17 protein-coding genes are annotated in these 18696 nt (G+C 59.3%); 7 read left to right on the top strand and 10 right to left on the bottom strand.

All coding sequences use genetic code 11. The features are described 5' to 3' along the window. Positions 1-76 precede the first annotated feature (76 nt). Entirely contained in the window at positions 77-1537 is a 1461-nt protein-coding gene (gene mltF / locus KUF73_RS05205) for a membrane-bound lytic murein transglycosylase MltF (protein ID WP_218436996.1), read from the top strand. An 83-nt stretch (positions 1538-1620) separates the two neighbouring features. Here mltF and pdxJ read toward each other — a convergent pair whose 3' ends face one another. The 8 genes from pdxJ to lptF form a co-directional block, all read right to left on the bottom strand. Continuing rightward, positions 1621-2367, bottom strand: coding sequence for a pyridoxine 5'-phosphate synthase (pdxJ, locus tag KUF73_RS05200; RefSeq protein ID WP_218436995.1), 747 nt, complete (start codon positions 2365-2367; stop codon positions 1621-1623). Between the two features lie 50 nt (positions 2368-2417). Next, on the bottom strand, positions 2418-3107 hold the full coding sequence (gene recO, locus KUF73_RS05195; RefSeq protein ID WP_218436994.1) for a DNA repair protein RecO: 690 nt from the start codon (positions 3105-3107) through the stop codon (positions 2418-2420). Between the two features lie 119 nt (positions 3108-3226). Further along, complete coding sequence (gene era / locus KUF73_RS05190; protein WP_218436993.1) at positions 3227-4129, bottom strand: GTPase Era; 903 nt, start codon at positions 4127-4129, stop codon at positions 3227-3229. Further along, entirely contained in the window at positions 4122-4811 is a 690-nt protein-coding gene (rnc, locus tag KUF73_RS05185) for a ribonuclease III (protein ID WP_218436992.1), read from the bottom strand. Before rnc ends, era begins: the two co-directional genes overlap by 8 nt. 184 nt (positions 4812-4995) lie before the next feature. Beyond that, on the bottom strand, positions 4996-5850 hold the full coding sequence (lepB, locus tag KUF73_RS05180; RefSeq protein ID WP_218436991.1) for a signal peptidase I: 855 nt from the start codon (positions 5848-5850) through the stop codon (positions 4996-4998). Positions 5851-5855: 5 nt separating this feature from the next. Next, positions 5856-7655 (bottom strand): translation elongation factor 4, encoded by a 1800-nt coding sequence (gene lepA, locus KUF73_RS05175; RefSeq protein WP_218436990.1) that lies wholly within the window; start codon positions 7653-7655, stop codon positions 5856-5858. Positions 7656-7826: 171 nt separating this feature from the next. Further along, a complete protein-coding gene (lptG, locus tag KUF73_RS05170) occupies positions 7827-8888 on the bottom strand; it encodes an LPS export ABC transporter permease LptG (protein ID WP_218436989.1) in 1062 nt (353 codons plus the stop codon). Further along, complete coding sequence (gene lptF, locus KUF73_RS05165) at positions 8881-9999, bottom strand: LPS export ABC transporter permease LptF (protein ID WP_218436988.1); 1119 nt, start codon at positions 9997-9999, stop codon at positions 8881-8883. Before lptF ends, lptG begins: the two co-directional genes overlap by 8 nt. A 406-nt stretch (positions 10000-10405) precedes the next feature. On the opposite strand from lptF, the gene KUF73_RS05160 reads away from it, so the two are divergent. Genes KUF73_RS05160 through KUF73_RS05150 form a run of 3 tightly spaced genes read left to right on the top strand, consistent with a single transcriptional unit; the run spans position 10406 to position 12795 of the window. Beyond that, the gene (locus KUF73_RS05160; protein ID WP_218436987.1) at positions 10406-11896 is read left to right on the top strand and encodes a leucyl aminopeptidase; all 1491 of its coding nucleotides are present in this window, start codon (positions 10406-10408) and stop codon (positions 11894-11896) included. 60 nt (positions 11897-11956) lie between these two features. Continuing rightward, positions 11957-12385 carry a DNA polymerase III subunit chi gene (locus KUF73_RS05155; RefSeq protein WP_218436986.1) on the top strand — a complete coding sequence of 143 codons (429 nt, stop codon included), beginning with the start codon at positions 11957-11959 and terminating at the stop codon, positions 12383-12385. An 8-nt stretch (positions 12386-12393) separates the two neighbouring features. Then, positions 12394-12795 carry a DNA polymerase III subunit chi gene (locus KUF73_RS05150; protein WP_218436985.1) on the top strand — a complete coding sequence of 134 codons (402 nt, stop codon included), beginning with the start codon at positions 12394-12396 and terminating at the stop codon, positions 12793-12795. 133 nt (positions 12796-12928) lie between these two features. On the opposite strand, the gene KUF73_RS05145 is transcribed toward KUF73_RS05150, so the two are convergent. Then, positions 12929-13693 carry a sulfite exporter TauE/SafE family protein gene (locus KUF73_RS05145; protein WP_218436984.1) on the bottom strand — a complete coding sequence of 255 codons (765 nt, stop codon included), beginning with the start codon at positions 13691-13693 and terminating at the stop codon, positions 12929-12931. 136 nt (positions 13694-13829) lie between these two features. On the opposite strand from KUF73_RS05145, the gene xseA reads away from it, so the two are divergent. Further along, the gene (gene xseA / locus KUF73_RS05140) at positions 13830-15209 is read left to right on the top strand and encodes an exodeoxyribonuclease VII large subunit (protein WP_218437435.1); all 1380 of its coding nucleotides are present in this window, start codon (positions 13830-13832) and stop codon (positions 15207-15209) included. 3 nt (positions 15210-15212) lie between these two features. Next, positions 15213-16034: a peptidoglycan DD-metalloendopeptidase family protein gene (locus tag KUF73_RS05135; RefSeq protein WP_218436983.1), complete on the top strand. Its 822-nt coding sequence runs from the start codon at positions 15213-15215 to the stop codon at positions 16032-16034. A gap of 94 nt (positions 16035-16128) precedes the next feature. Here KUF73_RS05135 and KUF73_RS05130 read toward each other — a convergent pair whose 3' ends face one another. Further along, entirely contained in the window at positions 16129-16485 is a 357-nt protein-coding gene (locus KUF73_RS05130) for a hypothetical protein (protein WP_218436982.1), read from the bottom strand. Positions 16486-16873: 388 nt separating this feature from the next. On the opposite strand from KUF73_RS05130, the gene leuA reads away from it, so the two are divergent. Then, positions 16874-18553 (top strand): 2-isopropylmalate synthase, encoded by a 1680-nt coding sequence (gene leuA / locus KUF73_RS05125; protein WP_218436981.1) that lies wholly within the window; start codon positions 16874-16876, stop codon positions 18551-18553. The last annotated feature ends 143 nt before the right edge of the window (positions 18554-18696 follow it).

Here is an 18696-nt window from a genome sequence, read left to right as displayed (position 1 = left end):
GGTTTTGTGATCTCTAGCAGACAAGCCCTTCTCTGTCGAGATATGGTGCCCGTGGTCCTTTGCGTATACTGCGCAAATGTTTTCCCCAACGGCTTTGCGTCCGCGGTACGCCAAATGGCTGATCGCAACCGGACTCTTCCTGATGCTCAGTGGCTGTGTTGATAAACCCAACACCCTGGAGCGCATAAAGGAGGATGGCGTGCTGCGGGTGGTTACCCGAAACAGCCCCGCCACCTACTTTCAGGATCGCAACGGTGAAACCGGCTTCGAATACGAGCTGGTGAAACGCTTCGCCGACGATCTGGGGGTCGAACTCAAGATCGAGACCGCCGACAACCTCGACGACCTATTCAGCCAGGTCGGCAAGCCCAACGGCCCGGTCCTGGCGGCTGCCGGTTTGGTTGCCAGCGAAGAACGCAAAAAGCAGGTGCGGTTTTCCCACTCCTATCTGGAAGTGACCCCACAGATCATCTACCGCAGCGGTCAGTCGCGACCTACCGATGCGAAGGATCTGGTGGGCAAGAAGATCATGGTGCTCAAGGGCAGCACTCACGCCGAGCAACTGGCGCAGCTGAAAAAGCAGTATCCCGGCATCGAATACGAAGAGTCCGACGCGGTTGAAGTTGTCGACCTGCTGCGCATGGTTGACGAAGGCCAGATCGATCTGACCCTGGTGGACTCCAACGAAGTCGCGATGAACCAGGTGTACTTCACCAACATCCGGGTCGCCTTTGACCTGGGTGACGCCAGCGATCAGAGCTGGGCGGTAGCCGCCGGCGATGACAACAGCCTGCTCAACGAGATCAACGCTTACCTCGACAAGGTCAAGAAAAACGGCACCCTGCAACGCCTCAAAGACCGCTATTACGGGCATGTCGACGTTCTCGGCTACATGGGCGCCACCACTTTCGCCCAGCACTTGCAACAACGCCTGCCGAAGTACGAGCAGCACTTCAAGGCGTATGCCAAAAAAGAGAAAGTCGACTGGCGCCTGCTGGCGGCAATTGGTTATCAGGAATCGCTGTGGCAACCGGCGGTCACGTCCAAAACCGGCGTACGCGGCCTGATGATGCTGACCCAGAACACCGCGCAAGCCATGGGTGTGTCAAACCGTCTCGACCCCAAACAAAGCATCATGGGCGGCGCCAAGTACCTGGCTTACATGAAGGATCAGCTGGATGAATCAATCCAGGAACCGGATCGCACCTGGTTTGCCCTGGCGGCCTACAACGTCGGCAGCGGCCACCTGGATGACGCGCGCAAAATGGCAACCAAAGAAGGTTTGAACCCGGACAAATGGCTGGACGTGAAGAAAATGCTGCCGCGGCTGTCCGAGAAAAAGTATTACAGCAAAACCCGTTATGGCTACGCCCGTGGCGGCGAGCCTGTGCATTTTGTGGCGAACATCCGTCGCTACTACGACATCCTGACCTGGGTCACGCAGCCGCAGCTTGAGGGTGATCAGGTTGCCGAGGGCAATCTGCATGTGCCGGGGATCGACAAGACCAAGCCGGCCCAGGAAACCCCTCCGCTTTAAAGCAAAAAGATCGCAGCCTGCGGCAGCTCCTACAGGAAATCGCATTCCAATGCAGGAGCGCCGCAGGCTGCGATCTTTAGATCTTAGCCTTTTAAAGCAGCCGCCAAAATCAACGCCTTCATCTCCGACACTGCCGACTTGAAGCCAACAAACAACGCATGAGCCACCAGCGCATGGCCGATGTTCAATTCGTTGATGCCCTTGATCGCGGCCACCGCTTCGACGTTGTGATAGTGCAGGCCGTGGCCGGCATTGACGATCAGACCCTGGGCCAGACCAAAGGCCACGCCATCGGCCACACGCTTGAGTTCTTCAGCCACGTCGGTCGGCGTCTCGGCATCGGCGTAACGACCGGTGTGCAATTCAATAGCCGGCGCGCCAACACGCCGTGACGCTTCGATCTGGCGCTCGTCGGCATCGATGAACAACGACACTTCAGAACCGATCTTCGACAGACGTTCCACCGCCGCCTTGATCCGCGCCTCTTGCCCCGCCACGTCCAGGCCACCTTCAGTGGTCAGCTCCTGACGGGTTTCCGGCACCAGGCAAATGTGCGCCGGGCGAATGCGCTCGGCGAACGCCATCATTTCTTCGGTGACGCCCATTTCGAAGTTCATGCGGGTTTGCAGCACATCCTTGAGCACCAACACATCGCGCTCCTGGATGTGGCGGCGGTCTTCGCGCAAATGCACGGTGATGCCGTCGGCGCCCGCCTCTTCCGCATCCAGTGCCGCCTTGACCGGGTCCGGGTAGCGAGTGCCCCGGGCCTGACGCAAGGTGGCAACGTGGTCGATGTTCACGCCAAGAAGAATGCGGGTGCTGGTGGTCACGGAAAGCGCTCCAGAAGAAGAGAAAGTTCGGTGCACAGCATACGGGGAGACTACGGCTTGCGAAACAGCTCGCGACTGACCAAGGGACGACCACCCAAATGCACGGCCAATGCCTGACGCATCAAACGCTTTGCCGCCGACAAGGCACCCGGTGCACTCCAGTCCGCGTCGGCCATGGCCAGCAGTTCCACGCCGTTGAACAGACCGGGTTGCAACAGGTAGACCCGCTCCAGCCCTGCATCCACTTGCAAGCGATAGAGACCATCCGGCGCGACAGACTCGCCATGGATGTCCGTGGCCAGGGCAAAGCCATAACCGAGATCATCGAGCAGCCGCCATTCGAACGAACGCAGCAAGGGCTCAAGCGGTCGCCCTTCGGCCAATGCCAGCAAGGTCGCGGCGTAGTGGTCGAATACAGCGGGATGAGGATCTTCGGCGGGCAGCAGGCGAATCAGCAATTCATTGAGATAAAGCCCGCTGAATAATGCCTCGCCATTGAGCCAGGTGGAAACCCCGGCACTTTCCATGCGCCCGACATTCTTCAGCTCCCCACGCCCACGGAACTCGACTTCCAGCGATACGAATGGCCGCGCCAGCGTCCCGGCCTTGCCGCGCGCACTGCGCAACACCGCCCGCAGCCGACCTTGCGGCGTGAGGAAGTCCACCAGCGCACTGTTTTCACGGTAGGCGCGGGAGTGGAGGACGTAGGCGGGTTGGCCGGTGGGTTGAGTGGACGACATGGTGGGCATTTACCTGTCAACAATTGCAAAAAGATCGCAGCCTTCGGCAGCTCCTACAGGTAAACACAAAACCCATGTAGGAGCTGCCGAAGGCTGCGATCTTTTGATCTTCGGATCAGTTACAGGTCGCCATAACCCAGCGAACGCAGGGCGCGCTCGTCGTCGGACCAGCCACCCTTAACCTTGACCCAAAGGTTGAGCATGATCTTGGAGTCGAACAGCAGCTCCATGTCCTTGCGCGCCTCGGTACCGATGCGCTTGATGCGCTCGCCCTTGTCGCCAATGATGATTTTCTTCTGGCCGTCACGCTCGACGAGGATCAACGCATGAATGTGCAGGGTCTTGCCCTGCTGCTTGAACTCTTCGATTTCGACGGTGATCTGGTAAGGCAGCTCGGCACCCATCTGACGCATGATTTTCTCACGCACGAGTTCAGCGGCGAGGAAGCGGCTGCTGCGGTCGGTGATCTGATCTTCCGGGAAGAAGTGATCGTTTTCCGGCAGGTAACCGGCAATCACACGCTCCAGCGCTTCGAGGTTGTGCCCGTGCTGGGCCGAGATTGGCATGATCTGCGCGTTCGGCAGCTGTTCCTGCAACCAGGACAGGTGCGGCATCAGCTCGGCCTTGTCTTCGATGCGATCGGTCTTGTTCAACGCGACGATCAACGGGCCGGTCACGTATTGCACGCGCTCCAGAACCATCTGGTCTTCGTCGGTCCACTTGGTGCGGTCAACCACAAAGATCACCACATCGACGTCTTTCAACGCCGCCGACGCAGTCTTGTTCATGTAACGGTTGAGGGCTTTCTCGCCACCCTTGTGCATGCCAGGGGTATCGACGTAGATCGCCTGCACATCACCTTCGGTCTTGATACCGAGCATGTTGTGGCGGGTGGTTTGCGGCTTGCGCGAGGTGATCGCCAGCTTCTGACCCAGGATGTGGTTCAGCAGCGTGGACTTGCCCACGTTGGGACGGCCGACGATGGCAACATAGCCACAGCGAGTTGCAGTTGAATCAGTCATTGCCATTCTCCACACCCAGGGCAATCAGTGCTGCGGCGGCCGCTACCTGTTCGGCAATACGACGACTCACACCCTGACCTCGGCTTTTTTCATTCAGTAAGGTGATTTCGCATTCGACGAAGAACGTCCGGCAATGCGGCTCACCCTGGATATCCACCACTTCGTAACGCGGCAGCTCGCAACCACGCGACTGCAGAAACTCCTGCAGGCGGGTTTTCGGATCTTTGTTGGTGTCGACCAGTGTCAGGCCTTCGAACTCTCCAGCCAGCCAGGCCAGCACGCGTTCGCGCGCCTTTTCCATGCCGGCGTCCAGGTAGATCGCACCAATCAGCGCTTCCAGCGCATCGGCCAGAATCGACTCGCGCCGGAAACCGCCGCTTTTCAACTCGCCGGAACCCAGGCGCAAGTAATCGCCCAGATCGAAACCACGGGCCAGTACGGCCAGGGTCTCACCTTTCACCAGTCGTGCGCGCAAACGCGACAATTGGCCTTCGCGGGCTAACGGGAAGCGATCGAACAACGCCTCGCCAGCGACGAAGTTGAGAATGGCATCACCGAGGAATTCCAGGCGTTCGTTGTTGCGCCCGGCAAAGCTGCGGTGAGTCAGGGCCAGGACCATCAGTTCCTGATCCTTGAAGGTGTAGCCGAGCTGACGCTCGAGACGGCTTAAGGAGACGCTCACGGTTTACCCACGCTGAGTTCGTGGTTGGATTCCACCGCCATCGCCGCAATTGGGCGCAGGCTTGGGACAATTAACGCTGTGTTCAAAAATAACGTCCTGAATATCATTGGCTTCATGCCTTCGGTGCCGAATGTGCCGGCTCCAGAAATGCATTCGGCGCTGTGTTCAACAGCGCCGTGTGTGATTACTTGATCAGGCCAACCCGCGAGAAATTCGGCAGGTGACTGAGTTTTGGTTCCGGCCAGCTCATCCAGACTGCAAAGGCCTTGCCGACGATATTCTTGTCGGGAACCATGCCCAGCAGATCCTTGGGAATGTTCGGATCATCCCAGTAGCGACTGTCGTTCGAATTGTCGCGGTTGTCGCCCATCATGAAATAGTGCCCGGCCGGCACAGTCCACGTATGGTCAGGCGTGGCGCGGTAGCGGCTCATCTCCTTGCGGATCAGGTGCTCGGCAGCGCCGAGTTTTTCCTTATAGAGCTCTGCGCTGCCCAACGTGCCTGGCTCGGAGCCGACCAGCTGTTCGGCAATCGACTGACCATTGACGAACAAACGCTTGTCGGCGGTGTAACGAACCTGATCGCCCGGCAGGCCAACTACACGCTTGATGTAGTTGACGTTCGGATCGCTCGGATAGCGGAACACCATCACATCACCGCGTTGTGGCTCACCGACTTCGATGACTTTCTTGTCGATCACCGGCAAGCGGATCCCATAAGAAAACTTGCTCACCAGAATGAAGTCGCCGACGTCCAGGGTCGGTTTCATCGATCCGGAAGGAATCTGGAACGGTTCCACCAGGAACGAACGCAGCACCAGCACGATGAACAACACCGGGAAGAACGATTTGCCGTATTCAACCAGCAGCGGCTCTTTGTTCAGTTTCTCGACCACCACCACATCAGGCTGGCTGACGCTGCCCTGATAGGAGGCAATGGCGGCACGCCGACGCGGCGCCAGGATAAGCAGATCGAGCAACGCCAACAGGCCGCAGACGAACACGGCGATGACCAGCAACAGCGGGAAATTTAGTGACATAGGACCTAACTATCCAACCTGAGCACTGCAAGGAAGGCTTCTTGTGGAATTTCCACGTTACCGACTTGCTTCATGCGTTTTTTACCGGCCTTTTGCTTTTCCAGCAGCTTCTTCTTACGGCTGACGTCACCGCCGTAGCATTTGGCCAATACGTTCTTTCTGAGCGCCTTGACGGTTGTACGCGCCACAATCTGCCCGCCAATGGCGGCCTGGATTGCCACGTCGAACATCTGCCGCGGAATCAGTTCTTTCATCTTCTCGGTCAACTGGCGACCTTTGTAGTGCGCATTGTCACGGTGCACGATCAGCGCCAGGGCGTCGACCTTGTCACCGTTGATCAGCACGTCCAGTTTCACCAGACTAGCCGACTGGTAACGATCGAAGTGGTAATCCAGCGAAGCATAGCCGCGACTGGTGGATTTCAGACGGTCAAAGAAGTCCAGGACCACTTCGTTCATCGGCAAGTCATAGGTCACTTGAACCTGGGAACCGAGGAACAGCATGTCGTGCTGCACGCCACGCTTTTCGATGCACAGGGTAATGACGTTGCCCAGGTGCTCTTGCGGCACAAGAATATTGGCCCGCACGATCGGCTCGCGCATGTCTTCGATGGAAGACAGGTCCGGCAGTTTCGACGGGTTATCGACGTAGATCGTCTCGCCGGTCTTGAGCAGCAACTCGAAGATTACCGTCGGTGCCGTGGTGATCAGGTCCAGGTCGTACTCGCGCTCCAGGCGCTCCTGGATGATTTCCATGTGCAGCATGCCGAGGAACCCGCAGCGGAAGCCGAAGCCCAGGGCGTCGGAGCTTTCCGGGGTGTATTGCAACGACGAGTCGTTCAGGGTGAGCTTTTGCAGCGCTTCACGGAAATCTTCGAAGTCGTCGGAGCTGACCGGGAACAGGCCGGCATACACCTGCGGCTGAATGCGTTTGAAACCCGGCAGCACGTCGACGTCTGGCGTCGAGCTCAGGGTCAGGGTATCGCCCACTGGCGCACCGTGAATGTCCTTGATACCGGCGATGATGAAGCCTACTTCACCGGCCTTCAGGTCAACGGTAGCGGTGTGTTTCGGGTTGAAGACACCGACGCTGTCCACCAGGTGGATCTTGCCGGTGGATTTGACCAGAATCTTGTCGCCCTTCTTCACACGGCCGTGGCGTACGCGTACCAGGGAGACAACGCCCAGGTAGTTGTCGAACCAGGAGTCGATGATCAACGCTTGCAGCGGATCTTCGTAGTTGCCGGTTGGTGCCGGAATGGTGGCGACCAGTCGCTCAAGAACTTGATCGACGCCCAGACCGGTTTTGGCACTGCACTCGACCGCATCGGTGGCATCGATGCCGATGATTTTTTCGATTTCTTCTTTGACGCGGTCCGGATCGGCCTGTGGCAGGTCGATCTTGTTCAGCACCGGCATCACTTCCAGGCCCTGCTCGATCGCCGTGTAGCAGTTGGCTACCGACTGAGCTTCAACACCTTGACCGGCATCGACCACCAGCAGCGCACCTTCACAGGCCGCCAGCGAACGGCTGACTTCGTAGGTGAAGTCAACGTGGCCAGGGGTGTCAATGAAGTTCAGCTGATAGTTGATACCATCTTGGGCTTTGTAATACAGAGTAACGCTGTGAGCCTTGATGGTGATCCCGCGCTCACGCTCAAGGTCCATGGAGTCGAGCACCTGGGCTTCCATCTCGCGCTCGGCCAGGCCGCCACACATCTGGATGAAGCGATCGGCCAGCGTCGACTTGCCATGGTCAATGTGGGCGATGATGGAGAAATTGCGGATATGACTCAAATCACTCACGGATCAACACTCAAAAAGGCTGCAGGCATAGCCCGCCGAAAAATAGCCGGGAATTGTACCTGATCCACGGCGCAAGCGTCACGTTCGCAGGTCAGACGGCCAGTACAAAAACGCCCCGGTCTTGCGACAGGGGCGTTTTTTATGACCAGTTAAGCCGGGAATCCCCTGCCATCAGCCGGCGCGACGCAGCAGCCAGACCCCTGCCAGGGCGCAAATTCCGGCCGGCACCAGCACCGCAAACAGCGGCGAGAAGCCAAATACCAGGCTCGAAGGCCCCAGCAAATCCTGGGCGATGCGGAAGGTGAAACCCACCAGCACGCCGGTAAATACCCGCTGGCCGAGGGTCACCGAACGCAACGGACCGAAGATGAAGGAAATCGCCATCAGCACCAATGCAGCGGTGACCAACGGCTGCAACACCTTGACCCAAAATGCCAGCCAGTAACGGCCATTGTTCAAGCCCTGATCAGCCAGGTAGTGGATATAACCCCACAACCCGGTGATCGACAGCGACTCGGGCGCCATGACCACAGTGCTCAGCAGCTGCGGGCTCAGCGCCACGTCCCAGCGTTCGGACGGGGTGGTGACCACTTCAGTGCTCTTTTCATGGAACAGCGTGGTCGTCACGTCGTTCAACTGCCAGTAATCCTTCTCGAACTCCGCGCGCTTGGCGAAGCTCGCCGACAACATGTGGCGCTCTTTGTCGAAGTGATAACGAGTCACGCCATACAGCAGGCCGTTGGGCTGCACGGAGTTGACGTGAATGAACTCGTCCCCCTGACGGTGCCACAAACCGTGCTTGGCACTCTGCGCATCGCCGCTGCCCTGGGCCAGCGAGCGATTGGCCGCCGCAGTGCTTTCAGTCACCGGCGCGACGTACTCACCGATCAACACACCCACCGCCATCAGGATCAGCATCGGCTTCATGACGGCCCAGACGATCCGGCCGATCGACACGCCGGCAGCGCGCATGATGGTCAGCTCGCTGTTGCTGGCCAGACTGCCGAGGCCAATCAGGCAACCGATCAGCGCTGCCATCGGCAGCATGTCATACAGGCGCCGTGGTGCCGTCAGCAGTACGTAGCTCGCGACATCGGACAGGGTGTAGGTATCGCTGATCTCGCCCATCTCATCGATAAACGCAAACAACGTTGCCAGCCCCAGAATGATCCCCAGTACCGCCAGGATCGCCATGAACACGCTGCTACCAATGTAGCGGTCGAGCTTAACCACGGGCCACCTCCAGCGCACTGCGGCGACTCGCCATCTTCAAGCGAAAAGGTTCCCAATAAAGCAGCCCCAGGCCAATCGCCAGGAACAGTCCGTGCACCCACCACAAACCAAGCGCCGCTGGAATCTTGCCCTTTTCGAGGGCGCCGCGAGCGGCAATCAGGATAGTCAGGTAAGCCATATAAAGAAGAATCGCCGGCAGCAGCTTGAGGAACCGACCCTGGCGTGGATTGACCCGAGCCAGCGGCACCGCCATCAAGGTCACGATAAACACCAGTATTGGCAAGGAAATCCGCCATTGCAGCTCGGTGCGCGAGCGGATGTCATCGCTGCCCAGCAAGGACGCGGTGGTCATCGCATCGCGGTCGGTGACTTCGTCGCTGACGTCCGGCTTGGGCAGCAGCACGCCGTACTCGTCGTACTTGATCGCGCGATAGTCGGCTTGCCCCGGATTGCCGTCGTAGCGATAGCCATTGTCGAGAATCAGGTAGCGGTTGCCGTCGGGGCGGATTTCCTGACGGCCCTTTTCAGCCACCAGTACAGAGATCCCGCGATCCTTATTGTCGGAATTGATGTTTTTTTGCGAAATGAATACACCGGCCAGATTAATGCGGTCATCCGACAATTGTTCGGTGTAGGTCACCCGGGTGCCGTCACGCAGAGCCTGGAAACGACCAGGCTCCAGGGTATCGAACTCGGTCAGGGCATCCTGCTTGTTCAACAGCAACTGAAACTGGTTGGCACCTTGCGGCGCCAGGCTCAGGCTCAACCATGCGACGACCAGTGCAACCAGCGTGGCCGGGAACATCGTCATGCAAAACAGGCGTTGCTGGCTCATGCCGGTGGCCGACAGTACGGTCATTTCACTTTCGAGGTACAGGCGGCCGTACGCCAACAGAATCCCCAGGAACAGTCCCAATGGCAGGATCAGTTGCATGAACCCCGGGAGACGGAAGCCCATGATCAGGAACAATGAGCCCGGATCGAGAAGGCCCGAAGCTGCCTGGGCGAGGTATTTGATGAAGCGTCCGCTCATGATGATGACCAGCAGCACGGCGCTGACGGCGCTCAAGGTCAACAGGACTTCGCGGGATAGATAACGGAAGACGATCAAACCAGACACTCCAGGGCTGTCAGGCTAAGGCGGCCAAACAAGCAAACATATCAGACAGCCCGCAAGGCAGAGCCGCCGAAAAAGATGGCGCATTATCCTGTGATTGGATGCGCCTGTCACTGCGCAATGCATGGAGGCGCCTGCAGGAGCGTGCTTGCTCCCGGCGGCGATCCGACGATGTCGTCAACGATAACGCGCAAAGCCTGAAACCCCGCGGCGATCTCAGGTTCTTCGCGAGCAAGCTCGCCCCTACAATCGTACAACCGAGGGTTGTCAGCCGCCGGTAGCGGGGTTCAAACTGCGGCCTTCGTCGCCGGTCGGTACCGGCGCCTATCTATTTATACGCAAGCGCCGCGCACCCACTGTCGAGCGCTAGCGAGTTGACCATCAATTCAGGGACCCGGACATGGAACTGGTTGTAAAGAGCGTTAACCCGGAAACGTTGAAGACCGCCACGCTGGTGGTCGCTGTCGGTGAAGGCCGCAAACTCGGTGCCGCCGCCAAACAACTCGACGAACTGAGCGGCGGCGCGATCAGCGCTGTTCTCAAGCGCGGCGACCTGGCCGGCAAAGTCGGCCAGAGCCTGTTGCTCCACAGCCTGCCGAACCTGAAGGCCGAGCGCGTGTTGCTGGTCGGCGTGGGCAAGGATGAAGAGCTGGGCGATCGCCCGTTCCGCAAACTCGTCGCCGGCGTACTAAACACCCTCAAAGGTCTGGGCGGCACCGATGCGGTACTGGCCCTGGATGAAATCGTGGTCAAAGGCCGCGACAGCTACGGCAAGACCCGCCTGTTGGCCGAAACTTTGGTGGACGGCGAATACACCTTCGATCAGTTCAAAAGTCAGAAAGCCGAACCGCGCGCCCTGAAAAAAATCACCCTGCTGACCATCAAGGCCGCCCAGGCTGAAGTGCAACGCGCCGTGACCCACGCCACCGCAATTGCCAACGGCATGGCCTTCACCCGTAACCTGGGTAACCTGCCGCCGAACATCTGCCACCCGACCTTCCTCGGCGAGCAGGCGAAAGACCTTGGCAAAGAATTCAAGGACCTGAAAGTCGAAGTCCTCGACGAGAAGAAAATCAAGGCGTTGGGCATGGGCTCGTTCTACGCCGTCGGCCAGGGCAGCGCCCAGCCGCCGCGCCTGATCGTCATGCAATACAACGGCGGCAAGAAATCCGAGAAGCCGTACGCACTGGTCGGCAAGGGCATCACCTTCGACACCGGCGGCATCAGCCTCAAGCCGGGCGCCGGCATGGATGAAATGAAGTACGACATGGGCGGCGCTGCCAGCGTGTTCGGCACCCTGCGTGCCGTGCTCGAACTGAAACTGCCGATCAACCTGGTGTGCATCCTGGCCTGCGCCGAGAACATGCCGAGCGGCAACGCCTCCCGTCCGGGCGACATCGTCACCACCATGAGCGGCCAGACCGTAGAAATCCTCAACACCGACGCCGAAGGCCGTCTGGTGCTGTGCGATGCCCTGACCTACTCCGAGCGCTTCAAGCCACAAGCCGTCATCGACATCGCAACCCTGACCGGCGCGTGTGTGGTTGCACTGGGTTCCCACACTTCGGGCCTGCTGGGCAACAACGACGAACTGATCGGCCAACTGTTGAGCGCCGGCAAGGCTGCCGACGACCGCGCCTGGCAACTGCCGCTGTTCGATGAGTACCAGGAACAGCTGGACAGCCCGTTCGCCGACATCGCCAACATCGGCGGCCCGAAAGCCGGCACCATCACCGCTGCCTGCTTCCTGTCGCGCTTCACCAAGAACCTGAACTGGGCGCACCTGGACATCGCCGGCACCGCCTGGACCAGTGGTGGCAAGGACAAGGGCGCCACTGGCCGTCCGGTTCCGTTGTTGACCCAATACCTGCTGGACCGCGCCAAAGCCTGAAACCGATGACTTCAAATGGCGTCGCTTCAGGGTGACGCCATTTGAATATCAGGAACCGCAATGACCAAAGTCGACTTCTATATCCTGCCCAGCGCCGATCCTTCGGCACGCCTGGATTTTGCCTGCAAGCTCACCGAAAAAGCCTGGCGCATGGGCCACCGCGTCTACCTGCATTGCAGCGATACCGCCCAGCGTGACGATCTCGATGCGCGCCTGTGGGCTTTCAAGGGCGAAAGCTTCGTGCCCCACGGTCCCGCCGAAAGCGAACCGGACAGCCTGATCGTCCTGGGGCTTGGCGATGACTGCGGTCAGCATCAGGATTTGCTGGTCAATCTCGACCTGAAAGTACCGGCCTTTGCCCAGCGTTTTGCCCGGGTGGCAGAAGTGGTGGTCGAAGACCCGGCGATTCGACAGGCCGCGCGGGAGAGTTTCCGTTTCTACCGCGAACAGGGCTATCCTCTGCAAGATCACCGTTTACAGCGACTCTGAGCATTCCGATGGACACTCCAAAACCGCTGCAACAGTCCGCGCACCTGCTGGACGACCTTGAGTCGATCCGCCAACTGCTCGGCGATGACAACCTGCAACCACCCCTGCTGACCGACACGGTCGAAGACGGTGATCAGGAACAGATTCCGATGCTGTTCGACACCGTCAGCGAGCCTTCGCCCACCGTCGAGCCGAAACCTCAAATGCACGCCACGGCACCCGCCGCCGAACCGGCGCCGAGCGCCAGCAAGAACGCCGACGCCCTGCTCTACCTCGACAGCGAACTGCGCGCCGCCGCGCAACTGATCATGCAGGACGTGATCGACGACTTCGCGCCGCACATCGAAACCGAAATCAAGCGCCGCCTCAGTGCACGGATGGAACGGTTGTTGAGTCAGTACAACGACTGATTTCTCCGCGACGCTATGACACGCTTAAATTGCTTTTTGTAGGAGCGAGGCTTGCCCGCGAAGGCGATCTCAAGGGCCCCTTCGCCGGCAAGCCTGGCTCCTGCGAAGAGCAAAAAACTCTCCTGCGATCCGATCAGGTGCTGAGGTAACGCCCGATCAAGGCGATCCCGCTGGCGAGCACCAACCACGTCACCAATCGCACAAACGCTTCCCGGGACAGCCGCATAGTCAAACGTCGGCCAATCCACAACCCCAGCGCCATGGCTGGTGACAGGCACAGTGCCAATACCAGCAATGGCAACTCGGCATATACACCTGCGATAGCAAACAAACTCAAACGCACCACGGTGCTGCAACTGATCAGCGCGCTTTGCGTCGCCCGGGCTTCTTCCTTGGGCAGCCGACTGTTCAGATAAATCGCATATAAAAATCCGCCACTACCAAACAACGCGCCGAACATCCCGCCCACGGTGCCCATCGGCACTGCCCATGTGGCGGACAATTGTTCCGGGCGGGTTTTTATCCACAGGCTGTAAATCGCATAGGCGCTGATAAACAGCCCCATCAACAGCAGCAACAGGTCGGACTTCAGGTTCAGCAGGAAAATCACGCCCAGCGTGCACCCTACGGCCATGCACGGCAGCAGGCGCATCAGCTCCGGTTTCGCAACATCACGGCGCGAGGGCAACAGATTGCCGAAGGCTGCGACGAAATCCAGCAGCACCAGCAACGGCACGATTTTCGATAACGGCATGAACAGGATCAGAATCGGTCCGGCCACCAACGCAGTGCCGAAGCCTGCGATGCCGAACACAATGTAAGCCAGTGCGATCCCCGCACCGATTACCGTCCACCCCACCGCACCAAAATCCCATTGACCCAACAAATCAACCAACATTTCACTCAATCCCTGTAGGAGCTGCCGAAGGCTGCGATCTTTTGATTTTGTTTTTTAAGATCAAAAGATCGCAGCCTTCGGCAGCTCCTACAAGGGATCGTGCATTCGGCTGGAGAATGCCTTTATCATGCGCCCCATGATTAAAGATCCCTTTGCAAGACTCGGCCTGGACCGCGAAGTCCTGACTGTCAGCCAGCTCAACGGCCGCGCGCGGGTGTTGCTCGAAGACGTGTTCAGCAACATCTGGGTAGAAGGCGAAATCTCCAACCTCGCCCGTCCGGCGTCGGGTCATGTGTATTTCACCCTCAAGGACAGCGGCGCCCAAGTGCGTTGCGCGTTGTTCCGGCAGAACGCGGCGCGGGTGCGCCAGGCGTTGAAGGACGGCCTCGCGGTCAAGGTGCGTGGCAAGGTCTCGCTGTTCGAGGGCCGTGGCGATTACCAGTTGATCCTCGACACTGTGGAACCCGCCGGCGATGGTGCTTTGCGCCTGGCCTTCGACGCCCTCAAGGAAAAGCTCAGCGCCGAGGGCCTGTTCAGTGCTGAACGCAAAGTGCCGCTGCCCGCGCACCCGCAACGCATTGGCATCATCAGCTCGCCAACCGGCGCGGTGATTCGCGACATCATCAGCGTATTCCGCCGCCGCGCACCGCAGATACAACTGACGCTGATCCCCACAGCCGTTCAGGGCCGCGAGGCCACTGCGCAGATTGTCCGCGCGTTGAAACTGGCGGATGCCCGTGGTTTCGATGCCCTGATCCTCGCCCGTGGCGGCGGTTCGCTGGAGGACCTCTGGTGCTTCAACGAAGAAGCCGTGGCCCGTGCCGTGGATGCCTGTGTGACGCCAATTGTCAGTGCCGTCGGTCATGAAACCGATGTCTCGATCAGCGACTTTGTCGCCGACGTGCGCGCCCCGACTCCGTCCGCCGCAGCCGAACTGCTGGCGCCCGATTCCAGCGATCTGGTGCGCCGGGTCGAAAGCCTGCATCGGCGGCTGGTGATGCGCATGCGCGACCGTTTGATGCGCGACCGCCTGCGTCTGGAAGGCATCTCCCGCCGCCTGCGCCATCCCGGTGAACGCCTGCGCCAGCAAGCGCAGCGCCTGGATGATCTGGACATGCGCATGCGCCGCGCCTTCGAGCGCAGCCTTAATACTCGCCGTGAACGACTGATTCGTCTGGAAACCCGCCTGGCCGCGCAACATCCCGGCAAGCAACTGGCAATGCTGCGTCAACGCCTCGACAGCCTCGCCGAACGCTTGCCCCGCGCCATCCGCGAAGGACTGAAAAGCCGTCGCCTGCAACTGCAAAGTCAGATGCAGACGCTGCATGTGGTCAGCCCCTTGGCGACCCTCGGCCGGGGTTACAGCATCCTGCTCGACGAGCGCGGCAACGCGATTCGCAGTGCCGCGCAAACCCACAACGGGCAACGCCTGAAAGCCAAACTGGGCGAAGGCGAACTCCAAGTGCGGGTCGAAGACAATCACCTGACGCCCGTCACCCCTTCTCTACTGGATTGATCCATGCCGCGTTTTTTTGCTTCGTTGCTGTTGCTGTGCCTGACCTTCAACGCCCACGCCGACAGTTACATCACTCGCCTGTTGAACAAACCGGTGCCGGGCGGTGTGGCAGTAGTGGATCTGGGCGCTTCGGCGCAAGCGCCGAAAGCCAGTTATCAGGGCAAACCCGTGTTGGTGGTCAAGGAACAGGACAACTGGCTGGCCATCGTTGGCGTGCCGTTGACGGTCAAGCCGGGCACGCAGTCCATCACCAGTGGCGGACGCAACCTGAACTTCAGCGTCGGCAACAAGAAATACCCGGAACAGCGCATCACCCTGAAGAACACGCAGCAGGTCAATCCAGACCCGGAGAATCTCAAGCGCATCGAGGGTGAGCTGGCCGAGCAGATTGCGGCCTACCGCACGTTCAGCCCGAACACCCCGAGCAACCTGCTGCTGGACAAACCGGTCAATGGCCCGCTGTCGAGCAAGTTCGGTGTGCGTCGCTTCTTCAATGGTGAAGAGCGTAATCCTCACGCGGGCCTGGATTTCGCCGTGCCTGCGGGCACGCCAATCAAGACCCCGGCCGCCGGCAAAGTGATTCTGATCGGTAACTACTTTTTCAATGGCAATACGGTCTTTGTCGACCATGGGCAAGGCTTCATCAGCATGTTCTGCCATATGTCGAAAATCGACGTGAAGGTCGGCCAGCAACTGGCTCGCGGCGGAGTGGTGGGCAAGGTCGGTTCGACCGGTCGGGCGACCGGGCCGCATATGCACTGGAACATCAGCCTGAATGATGCTCGGGTGGACCCGGCGATTTTTATCGGCGCGTTTCAGCCTTAAGTAAGATCGAAAGATCACAGCCTTCGGCAGCTCCTACAGGGGATCGCATTTCAATGTAGGAGTTGCCGAAGGCTGCGATCTTTTTTGCAAGGCGTTACTCGGCTTCCAGGTCTTCGATCCCATGAACCTCCCGATCCGCCAGACAGTGTCTGATCCACTCCTGGGTTTCGGCTGAAAAGCCCTTCAACTCCTCAGCCGTGATCAACTCCCGGGCACACAACCCCAGCAAGTGCGAGCGCGCTTCATGCCGTGAAAACCTGAAGACGCCAAACGCCCAGTACAGCTCCTTCTGACCAGCCTTGAGCAGTTCTTCGCTCGCATCTATCCGCTCGTAGGGCGAGACGCTTTTATCCAGCACCGTCTTCTCGACATCCGCCATGATCCGCACGCACATCCGCTCATGGGCCAACGGGCGTAATACGCAATAAAGCTTCCAATCGGACTCATTCATTGCCGACTCCTGCTTGCCACTCGGGGCTTTAAGCATAGCTGCGCCAATACGTTCCGACACCAGACACCTCGATTGCGCATCGCTCAACCCTTACGCAAACATCCACACAATCGACGCAATCCGGAGCAATAAAATCTCGATAAACACGTCTTCACGAGTATTCCTCTCAATTTTTTTCGACTGCTTGCCATCCTTCCCCCCCGCGGTTAGGGTTGAAGGCATGAAAACCTCACACACCCTCATTCAGCTTCGCCAGCACCGCAGCCTGTGCCTCGTCAGCGCACGACTGCCGGGCTGAATCGCGGCGCCTCGTCTTACGCTCTACCCCAGAACATTCGATCCACCGGCAGGCCGCCTTTTTTCGGCCCACACAATAAGGATTACCTCCATGAGCATGCTCAAAGACCCGTCTTCGAAATACCGCGCGTTCCCGACGATCGACATCCCGGATCGTACCTGGCCGTCGAAGACCATCACCGCCGCGCCGATCTGGTGCAGCTCCGACCTGCGTGACGGTAACCAGTCGCTGATCGAACCGATGGACGCGGTCAAGAAGCTGCGTTTCTGGAAAACCCTGGTGCAAGTGGGCGTGAAGGAAATCGAAGCGTCTTTCCCGGCCGCTTCGCAAACCGACTTCGACTTCGTGCGTACCCTGATCGAAGGCAAACACATTCCGGACGACACTACTATTCAGGTGCTGACCCAGGGTCGTGAAGACCTGATCGAACGGACTTTCGAATCCCTGCGCGGGGCGAAGAAAGCCATCGTTCACCTGTACAACGCGACCTCCCCTTCCTTCCGCCGCATTGTCTTCAACCAGGACAAAGACGGGATCAAGGCCATCGCCGTGAACGCCGCCAAGCTGTTCGTCAAATACGCGGCCATGCAACCAGACACCGAGTGGACCTTCGAGTACTCGCCGGAAACCTTCAGCGCCACCGAACTGGAGTTCGCCAAGGAAGTCTGTGATGCGGTGATCGAGGTCTGGAACCCGACGCCTGAGCACAAGATGATCCTCAACTTGCCGGCCACCGTCGAATGCGCGACCCCGAACATCTATGCCGACCAGATCGAATGGTTCGGCCGTCACATCAACCGTCGTGACAGCGTGATCATCAGCCTGCACACCCACAACGACCGTGGCACCGGCGTTGCCGCCACCGAACTGGGCCTGATGGCCGGTGCCGACCGTGTCGAAGGCTGCCTGTTTGGCAACGGCGAACGCACCGGTAACGTCGATCTGGTGACTGTGGCATTGAACCTCTACACCCAGGGCGTGCACCCTGAGCTGGACTTCTCGGATATCGACGGCGTGCGCAAAGTTGTCGAAGAGTGCAACCAGATCCAGGTGCACCCACGTCATCCATACGTCGGCGACCTGGTTCACACCGCGTTCTCCGGTTCTCACCAGGACGCCATTCGCAAGGGCTTCGCCCAGCAGAAACCCGACGCCCTGTGGGAAGTGCCGTACTTGCCGATCGACCCGGCCGACATCGGCCGCAGCTACGAGGCGGTGATCCGCGTCAACAGCCAGTCGGGCAAGGGCGGTATCGCTTACCTGTTGGAACAGGAATACGGCATCAGCCTGCCGCGTCGCATGCAGATCGAGTTCAGCCAGGTCGTGCAGCGTGAAACCGATCGCCTGGGCCTGGAAATGACCGCCCAGCAGATCCACGCGCTGCTGCACAGCGAGTACTTGCAGGCCAACACACCGTACGCGCTGGTCAGCCATCGTTTGCAGGAAGAGAACGGCAACAGCGCCGTCGAAGTCGAAGTCGCCAGCCAAGGCCAGGGCGAAACCAACCTGCACTGGCGCGGCAAGGGCAATGGCGCGCTGGAAGCACTGGTGGCCGGTTTGCCAATCCCGGTGGAAATCATGGACTACAACGAACACGCCATCGGCGCGGGCACCAATGCCAAGGCTGCGGCCTACATTGAACTGCGAGTGAACGGTGAACGTGCGGTGCACGGTGTCGGCATCGACGAAAACATCACCACCGCCAGCTTCAAGGCCCTGTTCAGCGCACTGAACCGCTCCCTGAGCCAGCCGGAAGCGAAAGCGGCGTAAGCCTTCGCTGAAACACAAAAGGCCCCGGGGTGAGAACCTCGGGGCCTTTTTGATTGTGTGGTTTGAAGATCCAAAGATCGCAGCCTTCGGCAGTTACTACATTGAAATGTGCCCTCTGCAGGAGCTGCCGAAGGCTGCGATCT

This window comes from Pseudomonas sp. PD9R (assembly GCF_019200975.1).
GTDB lineage: Bacteria > Pseudomonadota > Gammaproteobacteria > Pseudomonadales > Pseudomonadaceae > Aquipseudomonas.
The sequence above is the reverse complement of the archived record's forward strand: the minus strand, read 5'-3'. Positions and strand labels throughout refer to the sequence as shown.